Origin of the sequence: Gardnerella nova, assembly GCF_049244055.1 — a bacterium.
GTDB lineage: Bacteria > Actinomycetota > Actinomycetes > Actinomycetales > Bifidobacteriaceae > Bifidobacterium > Bifidobacterium vaginale_H.
This window is the reverse complement of the sequence record NZ_CP058369.1, coordinates 1,080,834-1,096,152: the sequence shown is the minus strand read 5'-3', so window position 1 is coordinate 1,096,152 and position 15,319 is coordinate 1,080,834. Positions and strand designations below refer to the sequence as shown.

The 15,319-nt window shown below is 50.9% G+C and carries 7 protein-coding genes and 1 riboswitch; of the genes, 5 read left to right on the top strand and 2 right to left on the bottom strand.

Annotated elements, in window-relative coordinates:
* Positions 1–30: 30 nt before the first annotated feature.
* Both thiM and HXT56_RS04440 read right to left on the bottom strand, forming a co-directional pair.
* Positions 31–1,599 (bottom strand): hydroxyethylthiazole kinase, encoded by a 1,569-nt coding sequence (gene thiM / locus HXT56_RS04445; protein ID WP_421777850.1) that lies wholly within the window; start codon positions 1,597–1,599, stop codon positions 31–33.
* A riboswitch (TPP riboswitch) is annotated at positions 1,589–1,698 on the bottom strand. (Overlaps the previous gene by 11 nt.)
* Positions 1,699–2,008: 310 nt before the next feature.
* Positions 2,009–2,188 (bottom strand): hypothetical protein, encoded by a 180-nt coding sequence (locus HXT56_RS04440; RefSeq protein ID WP_421777849.1) that lies wholly within the window; start codon positions 2,186–2,188, stop codon positions 2,009–2,011.
* A 143-nt stretch (positions 2,189–2,331) separates the two neighbouring features.
* Here HXT56_RS04440 and HXT56_RS04435 point away from each other — a divergent pair, with 143 nt between their 5' ends.
* From HXT56_RS04435 to HXT56_RS04415, 5 genes are all read left to right on the top strand, one after another.
* Positions 2,332–3,129: a hypothetical protein gene (locus tag HXT56_RS04435; protein ID WP_421777848.1), complete on the top strand. Its 798-nt coding sequence runs from the start codon at positions 2,332–2,334 to the stop codon at positions 3,127–3,129.
* A 108-nt stretch (positions 3,130–3,237) separates the two neighbouring features.
* Positions 3,238–8,145 carry a PD-(D/E)XK nuclease family protein gene (locus HXT56_RS04430; protein ID WP_421777847.1) on the top strand — a complete coding sequence of 1,636 codons (4,908 nt, stop codon included), beginning with the start codon at positions 3,238–3,240 and terminating at the stop codon, positions 8,143–8,145.
* Entirely contained in the window at positions 8,142–12,788 is a 4,647-nt protein-coding gene (locus HXT56_RS04425; protein WP_421777846.1) for an ATP-dependent DNA helicase, read from the top strand. The genes HXT56_RS04430 and HXT56_RS04425 overlap by 4 nt, the downstream gene beginning before the upstream one ends.
* A 315-nt stretch (positions 12,789–13,103) precedes the next feature.
* Entirely contained in the window at positions 13,104–13,799 is a 696-nt protein-coding gene (locus HXT56_RS04420) for a GNAT family N-acetyltransferase (protein WP_421777845.1), read from the top strand.
* Positions 13,800–13,916: 117 nt separating this feature from the next.
* The gene (locus tag HXT56_RS04415; protein ID WP_250309923.1) at positions 13,917–15,308 is read left to right on the top strand and encodes an MFS transporter; all 1,392 of its coding nucleotides are present in this window, start codon (positions 13,917–13,919) and stop codon (positions 15,306–15,308) included.
* The last annotated feature ends 11 nt before the right edge of the window (positions 15,309–15,319 follow it).

Below are 15,319 nucleotides of genomic sequence, written 5' to 3'. Positions count from 1 at the left end.
AAAAGCGCTCGCACTACAAGCAATCGCGCTTTACTCAGCAATCGCGCGCTTAAGCTCGCGCGCAACTTTAGCCGCATCCTCAGCGCACATAAGCGCCGACACAGTGCACACGCCGTCAATCTCAAGACCTCGAATAGGGAACACTGTGTTCTCGTGAATTCCGCCAATTGCCAACGTTTTCACGCCCATCGTGTGCGCAACTTTCGCAACCTCATTCACGCCCTCAACTCCCAGTGGCGGCACATCGTGCGCTTTCGTATGCGTTTCAAAAGCAGCGCCAATACCAATCACATCCGGCAGAGGTACGTCACTTTCCTTGCACTCGCGGTACGCTTTCTCCATCAAATCCGGGCGCGCGCACGAAAGCCCCACCATCCACTCAGCCGGCATCGCCTTTCGCGCCTCAACAAACGGCGTATCCTTCTGCCCAATATGCAAGTTAAAACCAAGCCGAGCCGCGCAATCAACATGATCGTCAATAAACACGGGCACATCGCCGTGTCCGGAATCAATAAGCGCGTGACGCAACTTCTTAGCCTTAGCCGCAATCTCAGCGTCGTCGGAATACTTGTCGCGCAACTGCACAACCGTAACGCCGCCCTCAATCGACTCCACGGCCACTTCTTCTTCCGGACGATTTCCCATGCGCGGATCCGTAACCAAGTACAGCGTCCAATCCACAGGTTCCACAGTAAACTCAATATTAGTAAGCTCAAGCATGTCGTCTACGCTCAGCGTTGAAAGCGCGTCCATCCACAGCGTGCGGAATGTGCCGGGAGCCGTGGTTTGGCGGGCGGCCCAAGTTCCAGCGGCGGCGGCGTGCACGTGCGCAGCAACAGTTGCGGCGAGCGGGCGCTCCGGGTTTGCTCCAACGTACGCTGCAACCAACGCTCCCAAAGCGCAACCGGTTCCAACGACTTTAGTCATAGCTGCGTGGCCGCCTGTTACGCGAGCCAAGCAGCCGTGACCGTAAATCGCATCCTTTTCGCCGGAAACTGCCACTACTGAGCCGTACTTTTTAGCCAATTCGCGCGCGGCCTGAAGCGCGTCGTTCACGCTATCGTGTGAATCAACGCCCTTGCCGTTGCTTTCCTTGCCGGCGAGCGCCATGATTTCGGAAGCGTTCGCGCGAATTACGGTAGGGTGGTGCTTAACGATTTCGTGGATAAAGCGCGTGCGTGGGGCGAGCGCCGGCACGCCAATGCCAACCGGGTCAAGCACCCATGGGGTATCGGCTTTTTCGCAGCCTTCAACGGCGGCGCGCATGTATTCGGAAGTTTCCGGCTGGTGGAATGTGCCGACGTTGATGAGCACGCCGGTGGCGATTTGGGTGAGTTCGCGCGCTTCTTCCGGGTCGGTGACCATAATCGGTGAGGCTCCTGCGGCGAGCAGCGCGTTGGCGGTGATGTCTTGCACGATTACGTTCGTGATGCAGTGGGTGAGTGGCTGCGTTGCGCGCACGCGTTCGACGCATTGGCGCACGTCGGCAAGGAACATGCGGCGGCGGGCGCGCGCGGAGAAGCAGGTGTCGACTTTGGTTGCGTTGGTTGCGTTTGCTTCGTTGCAGTTATTGGTTTCTGGGGCGTTATCTTTTGTCATAATGTTTCCCTTCGCTAGCACTATCTAGATCAGGTTCTGCGGATGTAATCTCAGCGCCGTCCGCGATTTTGCGGCGATTGCGCACTCCGAACCATCCTTCGACTATATCTTTTGTTCGTGACTTACTTTCTTCTGCGCTGCGATTTAGCGTGCGTTAGTTTCTTTACAACGCTGTATAGGGACTGTCGCTTTTTGGGGAGATTTCGTTAGTTTCTTTACAACGTTGTATAGTGACTGTCACTTTTTAGGGAGATTTCGTTAGTTTCTTTACAACGTTGTAAAGGGACTGTCGTTTTTTGGCGAGATTCCGTTATTTTCTGTACAGCGCTGTAAAGGGACTGTCGCTTTTATGGAACATTTGCCGGAGAATTCCCGGCGTTTGCGCGACGACCTGCCTGAGCGCTGCGATTTAGCGCGCGAAGGCAACTCGGAGCGGAAACTCGCTTAAGTTGGAAGTCCGGGGGACTTCCAACGCGAGTTTCGTAGCGAGCGCGTCGCAATCCGCGCGAGCGTTTTGGTCAATTTTTGGAACATTTGCGGGAGTTTTTTCTCCGGCAAATGTTGCTGGATTTGCGTAATTATGGAACATTTGCGGGAGATTTCCCGGCGTTTGAACGTATCTACAAAAAGTGCGCCGCATTTTTGCAATTTCTTCTACAGATTTTCCCTTTCCGATGTGTAAGTATGAGTATGGTAAAAAATAAGTGATTAAAGTTACGAAAGCGAGATAACATGACGAACGATTCCGCGCTAAAGCAACAAACCCCACTCACCAATCACGAATATGCCTCGCGCACTGCAATCCGCGCAATTGCAATAGTCGCGTCCGTTTATGGCATGGCGGCTTCCTGGGAAGGTTGGATGTCGCTTACATATTTCACTAACCTTTCCAATCTCGCGGTGTGCGTAGCTATGGTTGGCTCGTTTGCGTTGGATTCCGTCGCTTTTGCGCGCGCCCGCAGTTCCGCAACTTCCGCAGCCCAAGCCTCTGCGACTCAAGCCGACGCCTGGTTCGATACAAAATCCAACGCCTGGTACGTTTTCAAATTCATGGTGACTATTGCCATTGCCGTCACCTTTACGCTGTACCTTTGCTTCCTCGCTCCAACGAATAAGCTCGGCTTCGTTGGCGCGTACATGAATAACGGCTGCAGTAGCCTTTGCGTGCACGCAATCGCCCCACTTCTTGCGATTGCTGATTTTGTGCTGTTTGATTACCGCTTCCGCTCCACGCGCGCCCATTTGTATGTTGCAACTGTGCCGCCGCTGCTGTACGTGGCTTATGCCGTGATGTTAAGCGAGTGCGTTGGCGTCCGCTGGGGTGTGCATGCCATGCGCGCGCCTTACAATTTCCTTAATTATGGTGCTCCTGCTGGCTGGTTTGGTTTCGCGCCGCAGACTTTTAACGCCACGACGCTCGGTGTGGGCGTGCTGTATTTGCTTATTGTGTTTACGCTGATTTTTATTGGTGTCGGCCGCGTGTTTTTGGCGCTTAAGGATGCTCGCGCTCGCGCAATTTTGCAAAATTAGCACGTTACGAAATTAGCGTTTCCCACGTTACGAAATACGTTGCGAAATACGCTACGAAATTAGCGTCGACTTCCTTCCCACTATTGCCTCGTTGCTAGAATTGGGCGTATGTGTGAAAATACTGCGCTTCAAGCGTTATTTGATGGCACTTTGCGCAATGCTCAAGGTCAGGAAACGCGCGCTATGCTGGTGTATGGCGCTCCTAATACTGGCAAAACGAGTTTTGCTGTGCGCGCGGCTGTTGCGGGTTGTCGCCGCTGGCCTCAGCGCGTGACGGCGATGGTTGTGCAGAATCGTACGCTTGCTGCGAGTATTGACGCTAGTATTATTCGCGAACTTGGTGTGAGCCGACAGTCGCGTCCGGTTGGCACGTTGGCTTCGTTAGCGTTTCGTATTATTTCCGCGTACTGCAAGTCGCAGCATAAGCCTGCTCCGAAGCTGCTCAACGGTGCTGAGCAGGATGCGCTGCTTCGTAAAGTGGTGCGTTCGCATGTGCAGCATGTTGAGCGTGGGGATAATGGAGATTGTGCAGTTTGTGCGCTGTTGCAAGAGTATTTTGGCACGCCTTCGTGGGTTGGTACTTTGACGTGTGGTGGCGAAGATGGTGCGAACGTTTCCGCAACTTCCGTAACTTCTGCAGCTTCTGCAGCTTCCGCAACTTCCGTATCTTCGACTTACGCAACGGTCAATTCGCAGCTTGAGATCAGTAATGCTTTTATGCACCAGTTGCGCGATATGATTGCGCGACTTGATGAGCTTGGGGTTGGCGACGCGGCTAGTGAGCAAGCGGTTTTTGCGGCATTGGATTCCGTGGAGTCGACTGTATCTGCGTCAAATATATCTTCGTCGACTGTATCTTCGTCGACTGTATCTTCGTCAACTATATCTTCGTCGACTATGCCGCAAGTGCGCGTGTTGCTTGATCGTCGTCGTACGCAGTGGCGGCTTGCTTTTGCGCTTCGTGCGCAATATCGTGAGGCGTTGGCTTCTGCTTATGCTGGTTCGTTTCGTCTCGACACTTCGCAGCTGTTGGTTGAGGGTGTGAAGGCTGCTCAATATTTGCAACAGTCTGCGGAGATGCCGGTTCTTTTGGTGGTTGATGATTTTCAGGATATTACGCTTGCTGGCTTGAGTTTTGTGGAAACCTTGGTTTCGCTTGGCACTCGCGTGGTGCTGTTGGCAAATCCGGATGAATCGGTGCAGGCTTTTAGGGGAGCGTATCCGGATTATAGTGTTACTGTAGCTGTGGAAGGGCCGTTGCGTGCGGCTGAATATACGTTGAGTCAGCTGGATAAGTCAGGCCAGCTGAACCCAACAAATCAGCTGAACCCAACAAACCAGCTAAACCCAACAAGCCAGCTAAACCCAACAAGCCAGCTAAACCCAACGCAACAATCTTCTCCTCAGCCGTCTTCGCAACTTTCAGCTCCGACGATGCGCGATATTCTTTCGGCGCGCGTTTCACTTTCGCTTACGTCGCAGCATAGTACGGATGTTGCGCTTCCTAATCGCCCTTGGAAAACGCCAATTTTTGCCGGCACGCTTCCGGTTGTGTCGCTGAAACAGCTCAATAATTCGGCACAATCTTCTAACACTCTTGACGATGATGGTACTGTTTGCACTGCGTTATATCGTTCGCAGCGCGAGGAATTGGATGCCGTGCTTTGGCATATCAAGCGTGAGCATATGGTGAATCGTCGTCGGTGGAGTGATATGGCGTTGATTGCGCACGACAATGCTACAGTGCGTCTTTTTGGTGAGCAGTTGAGGCAGGATGGCGTTCCTGTGCGCTACTCGTTGGTAACTCGCCCTTTGAAAGACGAGCCTTTTGTGCAGGGCTTGTTTGCGTTGATGGAGCTTGCGTATGCTGTTCAGCGTGGGATGAGTGGGATTGTTTCGCGTTTAAGTGTTGGTAATAATGCGGGCGATTTGCTACGTCCAGAAAGTTCCGCAACTTCCGCAACTTCCGCAACTTCCGCAACTTCCGCAACTTCCGCAAATTTGTCTAGTTTGGCTTTGTGGGTGCGTTCTCGCGTGAATCTGATTATGGAAAGTCCGTTGGCTAGTGTGCATTGCGCGGATATGGGATTGCTTAATAACACTGGCGCTGAGATTCCTGCGAAGTTGGGTACGGTTGAGGCTTTGTTGCGTTCGTTGGCTTCTTTGGCGGCTGTGATCGAGTCTGATGCGCTCGCCCAAAGTTCCCCTTTGCTTAGCCTTATGCAGTTGTGGGATGATGTGCGAGCAAAGTTGCTTGTTGCTGCGCGCGAGCGGTCGGCGGCTTCGCAAGTGCTTGTTGACAATCGTCTTGTTGAAGATAGCAATATTAGTAACGCTGGCGATAATAGCGGGGATTTGCATACTCTTTCTTTGGACGCTTGCTACATGTTGTGCTTTGTGCAAGCCATACGATATGCGGATGGCGACGGAGCGTCCGATGGCGAACATTCAACGTTGCTGCAGGTAACAGTGCTGTCGTTGCTTAAGACTATGGCTCCTCACAATCCTCATGTGCAAGCGTTTGCGAAGGTGTGGGATTGGGTGCAGCAGTTGGCGTCTGCTATGCGCAAGAACAGTGATTTGTTACGTGCGAAGTATGCGCTTGGTGAAGCATGGAAGATTTGCAATGTTGACAAACGTTGGCAGCGTACCGCATTGCAGCATAACAGAGAGGGGTATTGTGCCAACGATCGTTTAGATGCTGCGATGCGTCTTTTTGATTACGTTTCTGCGTATGATTCTGCGGATTCTTCGGATTTTGTTGCTTCAGATTTTGCGGATTACGTTTCTTCGGATTCCGTTGCTTCGGATTCTGAGTATTCTGCAGATTCTTCCCCTTCGCACGCCCGCAGTTCTAGCGATATTGCAGATTTTATAGCGCAAGTTCGCGGTATGGAAATTGAGGCGGATTCGTTGGCTCATGTGGCTCCTCACCCGGATGCCGTCACGCTTACCACTCCTGCCGGTGCTGTTGGTAAGCATTGGCCGCTGGTGTGGATGCCGACTGTGCAGCAGCGCGTGTGGCCAAATCTGGCTCCGCGTAGCACGATGTTTGGTGCGGAAAGTTTAGCTAACGTAATACTCGCTTCGCGTCAACGCAGCATTAACGCCACTGATCTTGCTGCCAACGACAAAGCTTCTGTGTTTGCTGGCGAGCAGCGCAGTTTCTTATTGGCTGTTACGCGCGCGACGGAATGTTTGCATTTAAGTGCGCAGTACAGTGACAGTGCAGTTCCTAGCGATTTTTTGTACTATTACTTGCCTGAACGCTATTACAATAATGAAGATTCGCGCACGCCTTTTACGGAATTTACGCTTCCTTTTGCTGGTCTTGATATGGATGTGCGTGGGTTGGTTTGTGCTGCTCGTTCAAAGATTGCGCGCGCTGAGGTCGCTCGCGCTCGTGTTGAAACTGTTGGTTGTGAGGGCGTTCGTTCTTGCGCTGACGTACCTTCGTGTGAAGCTGTTGTGGATGCGGCTCAGGCGTTGCAACTGTTAAGCGATAACGGTGTGGAATGTGCGAACCCAAAGCAATGGGATTTTATGAACGATATTACGGAAGATGCAGAAAAGTTTACGAACTGTACGGAAAAATCTGAAAAAGTTACGGAAGAATCGGAAAAAGTTGCGGAAAAAGTTACGAAAAATACGAAAGTTACGAAAAATATAGAAACTGAAGAAAGTGCGTCACGTTCTGTGGTAAGTCTGTCACCTTCTGCAGTCGATAGTTTGTGGGCTTGCCCAGTGTGCGGACTATTAAGTCGTCAACTCGCAGGCCCGCAAAAAGGAAGTGTGGCAACGTATGTCGGCACGCTTATTCACGAAACAGCACGGTGGGCTAGCGAAAATCAGCATTACGATCTGCCGGAAACTAAAGTAGAAGAAACTTGCGCTGAAGCATCCGTAACGTCGGAATCTTCCTATTCTCCATACGTTTCTAAAGTGCGTCGTATTAACGCCATCGCCCAAAATATGGCCGACTATTACGCCAGCATTGCTCCGGAACTTGCGGATATTCGAGACACTCGAGAACGCTACAGTGCGCTCGCGCGACAAACGAATATTATGCGCGCGCTCACCACAATCGCACAATATTTAGTCACAGCCTACGATCAGTCAACGTACCAATTAGACGCGCAAAAATCGGATTCTGGCATGTTGCAAACGCTCAGTGCCAGCAAAAAAACGATTAGCAACAGTATCGGCACGTTGCAGAAAGCCTACTGCGAGTTGCCAACAAGCGCTCACTTCGGTTTTGACGACATAACAGCAGTTTTGAACAATACTTTACAAGCTGCAAACTTGCCAACCATGCAATTAAGTGACGTTATTGCGCTTATGGGAGCCTTAGTTGGAGGCTGGCCCGATGGCGTATGCGACGATTTACAAGTGCATATTCACGGCCGCATAGACCGCATGGAAACGCGCACGCACGCCGACGGTTCCACAAGTATGCGCGTGCTCGATTACAAAACTGGCAAAGCACTTTCTGCTAGTGGAGTATTTAACGATTTGCAATTGGTATGCTACCAGCTTGCTCTAGTTTTTGCCGACGAAAAACCGCTTATTTCTAACCCTCACGCGCCAACAATCGTGCGCAGCATGCTGTTCCATGTGGTGTATAACGATACGCCTGCGCAGGATCACAACGTGGCAGAAAACGTATATCAGCCGCCACTTTTCGTTGGAAATATGCTAAATAACAACCCGCCTGAGACGCGCGTTGGCTTCAAAACCATGTCGCGATTATTCGATAATCCTCAGCGAGAGAAGCTACTTTCTGAGCGTCCAGAAGGAGTAAGTGAGCAAGCGTGGCAGTCGTTCCGCTGCTTAAGCGAGACGGCACAATGGTCCCTTAATATGATTGCTCGCGTTTGCTACGCTGCTGCAGTGGTGCGTTCGCAGCGCATAGTCGCGCACCCAACTTCGCAGCATGTGCAATATTGTAGATCGCAACAAGTCTGCCCGGCTTGCGCTGGGCGTTTAGATACCGTTTACGAGGTGCGTCAATCATGAGCGATACGAGCGATACGAGCTATATGAGCGGTACAAGCGATATGAGCGATACGTTGAACAAGCGCACGTTGCGCGCCAACACGGATAGTGCGGAACAGTCCGCAGCAATTCAAGCGCCGTCCAATAAAGACATGCTTATTGTGGCGGGCGCGGGTTCGGGAAAAACTTACACCATGACTCGGCGCGTTATTGATCTAATCGACCGCGGTGTGGCACCGGAATCGATTCTGGGCCTTACTTTTACCAATAAGGCGGCTGCTGAACTGCTTGCACGAGTTGCACAAGCCGTCAGTCAGCACGTTCATACGCGCGCTGATTCTGTTGCTTCTCCTGCGCACGCCGGTTTCTTAAAACCGGAAGTTATGACTTACGACGCTTTCTTCCAGACGATTGTGCGCCAATACGGGTTGCTGGTTGGTTTTGATCAGCGTACGCAGCCGTTGAGTAGCGCGGGCGCTCGCGAACTGATGAAGCCGTTGGTGGACGATTACGTGCAGCAGCATCCGGAAGTTGTCACCTGGTATAGTTTTGACGCGCTTATTGACGATGTGTTAGCGCTTGCAGCAGATATTTCCTGCTCAATGATTGGAGTAAATAGTAAGGGAGAATCGTTAGATAGCGTAGCTGCCGCAGTTCGCGAGATTCAACAGTGGAATTCTGCGTGGATTGAGCACGTGCGCCAAGCGCTTGAGCAGGCTGAAACTTTCGAAAGTGTACCCGCCAAGCCGAGTGCTATTAAATTACGTCGCGGAAAAAACGAATCTGACGAAAAATATTTTGAAAAATGCGTAAATTACGGAAAAGAATACGTAGAATACTTGAATATTACGCTAAAAAATACGTGTTACGAATCGTGCAAGCATGTATATGAAGTGGCACAAAAACGTGCGGCCTTGCTCGATTTGGTACTTGCTTTCGACGATGCTAAACAGCGCGCTCACATGGCACAATTCAGTGATTTTACTATTGCCGCCTACCGTTTAGTAACACATTTTCCTTCGATAGCGGCGCAATATCGAAGGCAGTATAGTCAAGTTTTGCTGGACGAATATCAGGATACTTCCACAACTCAAGCCATGCTTATTGCGGCGCTTTTCCATCAACAAAAGAGTAGCGGCGAAGGCAGTGGTGCGGGGGATGCTGCGTATGTGGGGGATGCTGCTAATGCTACGCATATTACGGATGCCACGCATATTGCTGCCGTGGGAGATCCTTTCCAAGCGATCTATTCCTTCCGTGGAGCCAGCTCCGGAGCATTTCGCAAACTACAACAAACGCTTAATATCGGCAGCGATAGTCAATTTTCCCTAACGCAAACGCGTCGAAACGCACGCCTTATTTTGCAAGCGGCAAACGCTATTACCAAAGCTTTGCGCGTGCCAGCGGTACGGCACAGCAGCTCGCTTGCTTCGGAAGTAGAAGTTAACAATCTGCAATATTTGCAATCGGCACCAACTGGGACGCTGAGCATAGTCAATATGCCTACCCAATATCAAGAAATTGAAGCGGTGGTGCGTTTTGCACAATACGTAACTCATACGCAACTTTCAAGCAACGATAATCCGAATGTCACAAGCCCTCGTGTAGCAGTGCTGTTCCGCAGTAAAACCAATATTCCACTCTACGAAGAAGCACTGCAGCGGGCCGGATTGCGCACGCTCACGGTGGGGTATTCTGCGCTGTTGGAAAAGCCGGAAGTCAAAGATGTGCTGGCTGCGCTCGCAGTTTCGGCGGATCACACGAACACCGCGGCGCTTATGCGACTTATGGCAACTCCTCGTTTTGCGCTCAGCACTGACGATTTAACGGCGCTCGCGAGCGTGGCGACTTCGGCGAATGTGGAATATGTGTTCCGCGCGCTAGCACAGGCGGGATTAGTGGATGCGAGCGCGCCGCGCAGCAAGTGGGCTAGTTTGGTGCGAGCGCAGCAATCTCAGGCTGCGCAAACGAACAGCATACACGGTGGGATTTTTATGGCAGACGTGCTGTTGGAAGCCTACCGGGAGTATGCGCGCGTGGGGCGGAGCGAGCAGCCTGAGCAGCATGCGCAGCCTGAGCAGCAAGCACAGCCAGAACAACAGGGCCGGCTTTCCCAACTGCGCGGTTCGCTAACCGGCTGTGGATTTGCCGCAGTGCTTCGCGCTGGCGCAATACTCGACGCTATCGAGCGTGCGCAATCCGGCAGCCTACACGACGTAATGCGCACAGCAATCGAAGTGCTGAATATTGACATCGACGTGGCTGTTTCGCGCGCTCTTTTGAACGAAAACTCTAGCAATACCACGCTTCTTAACGACATGCATGCCACGCTCGACTCTATGATTGCTCTCGTTGACGCGTACCTTCAGGAAATGAGTGATTTCACCGCACCAACGTTGCGTGGATTCATGGCTTGGATTGCTAGCATCGACAAGATTGACGACACTCCCGCCTCAATCGACGAGCCGGCGGACGTGGTGCTTCTCACCATTCATCAGTCTAAAGGTTTGGAATGGCCGGCAGTGGCAATCGTTGGACTGAATGAAGGAAGCTTCCCAAGCAATCAAGGCGACGGTTTGCGTGTGGAACGAGTTGAGCAGTCGTCTAATCCTACTGGACAATACAAAGAGCGCGCTTACGCAACGCTTGAAATTGCGGCGAAAGTGCCAACTCCTTTGCGTGTAGACGCGGATATTCTGCCGCGATTCCCTCATGATGCCAACTTGCAGATCAGCATGGATCCTCACGTTTCGCTCGCCGCTATAAAAACAGTGGAACAAATTGATGCAGAAATTTATGGATCGCGTATGGCAGCAATGCTTGAGTTGGCGGAAAAATTCTACAATCACGAGCAAGCGCCAGATGCTGCTGTGCCTGATGAGGCGCGAGAGGTGTACGATGCGGCAATGAAAACCGGCGCATTGCCGCTTTCTCAGCGTGAAGAACGTGGGCGCGCTTTGCATATTGACGAGCGTCACCTCATGTATGTGGCCTTAACGCGCGCGAAATATGCCACATTGCTGACGTGCAGCCAGAGTAATGCTATGACTGCTGACGGAGGTGACGGCGGCAATGTAGGCAACAACAATGCGAAAGAAGGTGATACTTCTACTTCTGCTTCCGCTAGTGCTACTTCCGCTGGTTCCGCTGGCGCTCGTACTCGAGTTAGCAAACCTTCTGTTTTTTGGTATGAAGTTTATGAAGCTATGCAACAATCCGCCGACGGCAACAATTCTTCTGGCAATTCTTCTGGCAATCTTTCTGGCAATCTTTCTGGCAATACTGAATCTGAAACTAACCTTGGTGCAGTCGTTACGAAAGTTAGGGACGCGTCAAACGAAGTTGGATATGTTGTTGGCGCGAATTCGCAACAACTTGCAGAAATTCTCAGCAAGCCAACGCTACTTCCAAGCGACAAAGCACAGCAATTCTTATCGTGGCCTGCTTCGTCGAGCGCAACTATACGAAACGTGTTACGCAAGTCCGCGCAACTTGTGGAAGAAAAGCGCGAAGTTTCTAGCGAAAGTATTAGCGAAATTGCGGGCAAGATTACGGGAGAAATTTTGGGGGAAAATAAAGAAAGCCAATCTCAATCGTTACTCGCTCGCGCACAAGCGCTTATTCAAGACGCCGATCTCATGCCGCAAGTTGATTGGTATCACGACGTTCGCGCCCTGCAAAACCGAGCTGCACAACTTTCCCAATCCGGCAACATTAACGTCACTACCGTGCAGCGGAGAACGGTTATGACTAACGATGCTGCTAATAACGTTGCTAATAACGCTGCTAATAACACTGCTAAAACTAGCCAACGTTTACGCAATGAGTGGATGGCAATTATTCGTCCAATTCCGCAACCAGCGTCGTCGGCTTCAGATTTGGGGACGAGATTCCACGCGTGGGCGGAGCAATTCGTGAAAGCCGGCTGCTTGCATAGTGGTTCGTTTGATAGTAGTTCACTTGATTTAAGCAGTGATAATAGTGACAGTGCGCCTTACGAATTGTGGCCGCTTATTGTGAAACAAAGTGCGGAATATGCGGAAGTTGCGGAATCTGCGGAAGTTACGAAATCTGCGGAAGTTGCGGAATCTGCGGAAGTTGCGGAATCTTCAGAACTTACTTTTGCGCAAAAAAATTTAGTTGAACAACTCAAAAAAACCGAAGAAAATATAGAAAATAACGAAAAGAATAACAATATTTCGCACAGTGCGCTAGCAGCTGAACGCAAATTACTAATATGGAAACAGCGTTTAGCAACGTCGTCATGGGCGCATCGCACGCCACTCGCGGCCGAACAACCGATAGTCGCGCACATACCAGAATTAGGCGAGCAAATAATCAATGGCAAACTCGACGCCATTTTCGCAGGAGGACTTAACCCACACGACAGCAGCAAACTATACACCGTAGTCGACTGGAAAACCGGACACAAGCCAACAAGCCCACGCGATATTGCTCTCAAACTTGGCCAACTCGACTGGTATCGACTGCTGCTGTCCCTAATGACGCAGGCGCCGCTCGACGCTATCGACGCCACCCTTTATTATGTGAATGAGGCGGGTGAATCTCAACGAGAGATTCATGCCGAGCCAAAAACAAAAGATGAAATCCTTGCCGAGTTACACTCTGACACGTTGACATTCCTCGATGATGATGACGCATAAGCCTCGTATGGCACGTTCTAGTGCTGCGAGCGGCTTAGTAGAGCGCCACGATTGAAACGCATCGTGCATCACCTCGATAACGTGCAGATTCCTCGTGCAGTGCGTGTGGGCGGGCATACGCACAACATCGATGAAACGTTGTTACACTGCTAAATCAAGGCAAATTTTGCTGCATGCGAGCTTTACTTTTTAGCTCGCTATGCCTGGGTTCAGTTTTGCCGTGGTATAACGCATGTTGCGTAACGCATATGGTATAACGCATGTTGCGTAACGCATGCGGTGCAACATATATGGAGTATGAAGTAAGGAACAGTCATGAACGTGGAATTTCGTCCTGTACAACTCAGTGATATTGACGCTATCGTACAAGAATACGAACGTACCTGGGGTATCGCTACGGAAGTTGGGAAAGATGCGTCGCTAAGCCTTTCCCGCCGTTGCGTGCTGCATTATTTAGGACCATCGACGCACGGCACTCTTGCAGAAGTCGACGGAAAATTTATGGGACTGCTTTTGGCGCGCGTTTTCGGAGAACCGGTTTTATTCCCAGAAGTAAAGGGAATGCTTCGTGCGCAAGAAGCGAATATGAAAGAAAAAAACGACGCGAAGTATGATAACGCTTTGGAAGAAGCCTACGGAATGCGTGCTTTGGAAACAAAACTTGAAGCAAAATCGCATATAAATAATTTGACGCAAGCCGAGCTGGAATTGTTCTTAGTTTCGCCGGATGCTCGCGGACACGGCGTCGGCGGCGGTTTGTGGAAGCGCACTATGCGCATGCTACGCAATAACGGCGTAAACCGCTACTATTTGCACACCGATTCGGCTTGTGACGTGAGCTTCTACGATTATCACGGATTGCGTAAGGATGCTTCGTGGAAGCGTGCGGATCACCCGTATGAGGCTCAGCACATGAAGTCTTTGGTGGACGACTTGTACATTTATTCGGGGGAGCCGCGCGTGCGTTCGGAGCGTTGGAAGATGGCGCATGCGCGCTCTCAGACGCGCTAGTGCGGGCGTTTGTTTGCTGGGCGTTCGTTTATGAAAAGCGTGCGTTTATTTGCGTGCGTTAATTAGATAAGAGTTGGGTACAGTTGGGTACAGTTTTCAAAAGGAGTAACAAAATATATGTCGTCTCAAACGGCAACAACAAAAACATCCGCAATTTCGCAATATAAGCGACTGTTTTCATTAAACGGGGCTAAATCGTTTTGCGTGGCTGGGGCAATAGCGCGCTTACCTATGTCAATGATTGCGCTGGGTATCGTGCTCGCACTGAACCATTTGTATAACAATTGGACGATTGCGGGCGCAATGTCTGCTTCCTACGTGCTTGCGCAGGCTGCAGTAACTCCAGTGTATGCTAAGCTTTTTGACCGTTTTGGGCAGCGAAAAGTAGGTGTGATTGCGCTAACTGCACAAGTAGTTGCAATGATTTCGTTTGCGTTTGCAGCTTTGTTCAGAGTGCCGCTTGCGTTGCTATTTGTGCTCGCAATTGTGATGGGTGTGACGCAGTTTGCGTTCGGCGCGCTCGTTAGAACCCGCTGGGCGTACAGTTTGCGAGCGGAAAGTGACGATTCGCTACTCAACGTCGCCTATGCGTTGGAATCTGGCATCGACGAGATTGTGTTTATTTTAGGGCCAATTTTGGCTGCGTGGTTGGCAACTTCTGTGCACCCAGTTTCGCAATTGTTTGTGCCAGTTCTTGCAAGCGGATTGGGTGGAGCATGGTTCTTCTCACTGCGCAACACCCAGCCTGCAGTGTTGAAAGTCGTGGAAGTGCCGACGGCCGCAGCTGGTGACGTCGACGTATTAATCGCATCTCAAAAAGAAAACGAAATTTTAGAAGCCGAAACCGAATCTCAAAAGAAAGATTTTGCACGCTCGTTTATCGACAAATTTAGTCTTAAGCAACTGCACAATCATCACGCAAAAAAGCGCGGCAAAAACGTGCTGCTTTACCGCGGAATTATTCCGCTTGTGCTCATGTTTGTGGTGTTTAATATGAGCTTTAGTGCATTCGACGTGTCGGTGACGGCCGCTATGAAAGCGCAAGGACTTGAACATTTTATCGGTATGCAGCTCGCGCTTTTTGCTTGCGGATCGCTGGTTGGCGCAATAATTTTCGGTTCGCATAAGTTCCGCGGATCCAACTGGTCGCATCTTATCGTGTTTTTGACGCTGCTCACCGTCGGCTACGTTCTTATGAATCTCAATCTTGACCGACTTATGCTTATGAGCGTGTTTGAAGTGCTTTCTGGACTTTGCGTTTCGCCAATTTTCGCAACTGGAAATCTTATTGTGAAAGCGACAGTGCCGGAAGAATCGCTTACGGAAGGCCTTTCCTGGCTGCCAACCGCTTCGGCTGTAGGTTGCTCGCTGGGATCGATGGCAGCGGGTGCGGCAATTGATGCGTGGGATTCGCATGTGGGCATGATGGTGCCGTGGATGTCGACGCTTATCGCAATCCCGATTGCGACGTTCGGCTGGTTCATCGTGATGGTGCTTAAAAAGCGATAGTTCCTTTACGT

What these genes read in the sequence shown, in the direction of transcription:
- HXT56_RS04435 (WP_421777848.1), top strand. Translation starts at nt 2,332, where the DNA reads ATGACGAACGATTCCGCGCTAAAGCAACAAACCCCACTCACCAATCAC.
- HXT56_RS04425 (WP_421777846.1), top strand. Translation starts at nt 8,142, where the DNA reads ATGAGCGATACGAGCGATACGAGCTATATGAGCGGTACAAGCGATATG.
- HXT56_RS04415 (WP_250309923.1), top strand. Translation starts at nt 13,917, where the DNA reads ATGTCGTCTCAAACGGCAACAACAAAAACATCCGCAATTTCGCAATAT.
- HXT56_RS04420 (WP_421777845.1), top strand. Translation starts at nt 13,104, where the DNA reads ATGAACGTGGAATTTCGTCCTGTACAACTCAGTGATATTGACGCTATC.
- HXT56_RS04440 (WP_421777849.1), bottom strand. Translation starts at nt 2,188, where the DNA reads ATGTTCCATAATTACGCAAATCCAGCAACATTTGCCGGAGAAAAAACT.
- HXT56_RS04430 (WP_421777847.1), top strand. Translation starts at nt 3,238, where the DNA reads ATGTGTGAAAATACTGCGCTTCAAGCGTTATTTGATGGCACTTTGCGC.
- thiM (WP_421777850.1), bottom strand. Translation starts at nt 1,599, where the DNA reads ATGACAAAAGATAACGCCCCAGAAACCAATAACTGCAACGAAGCAAAC.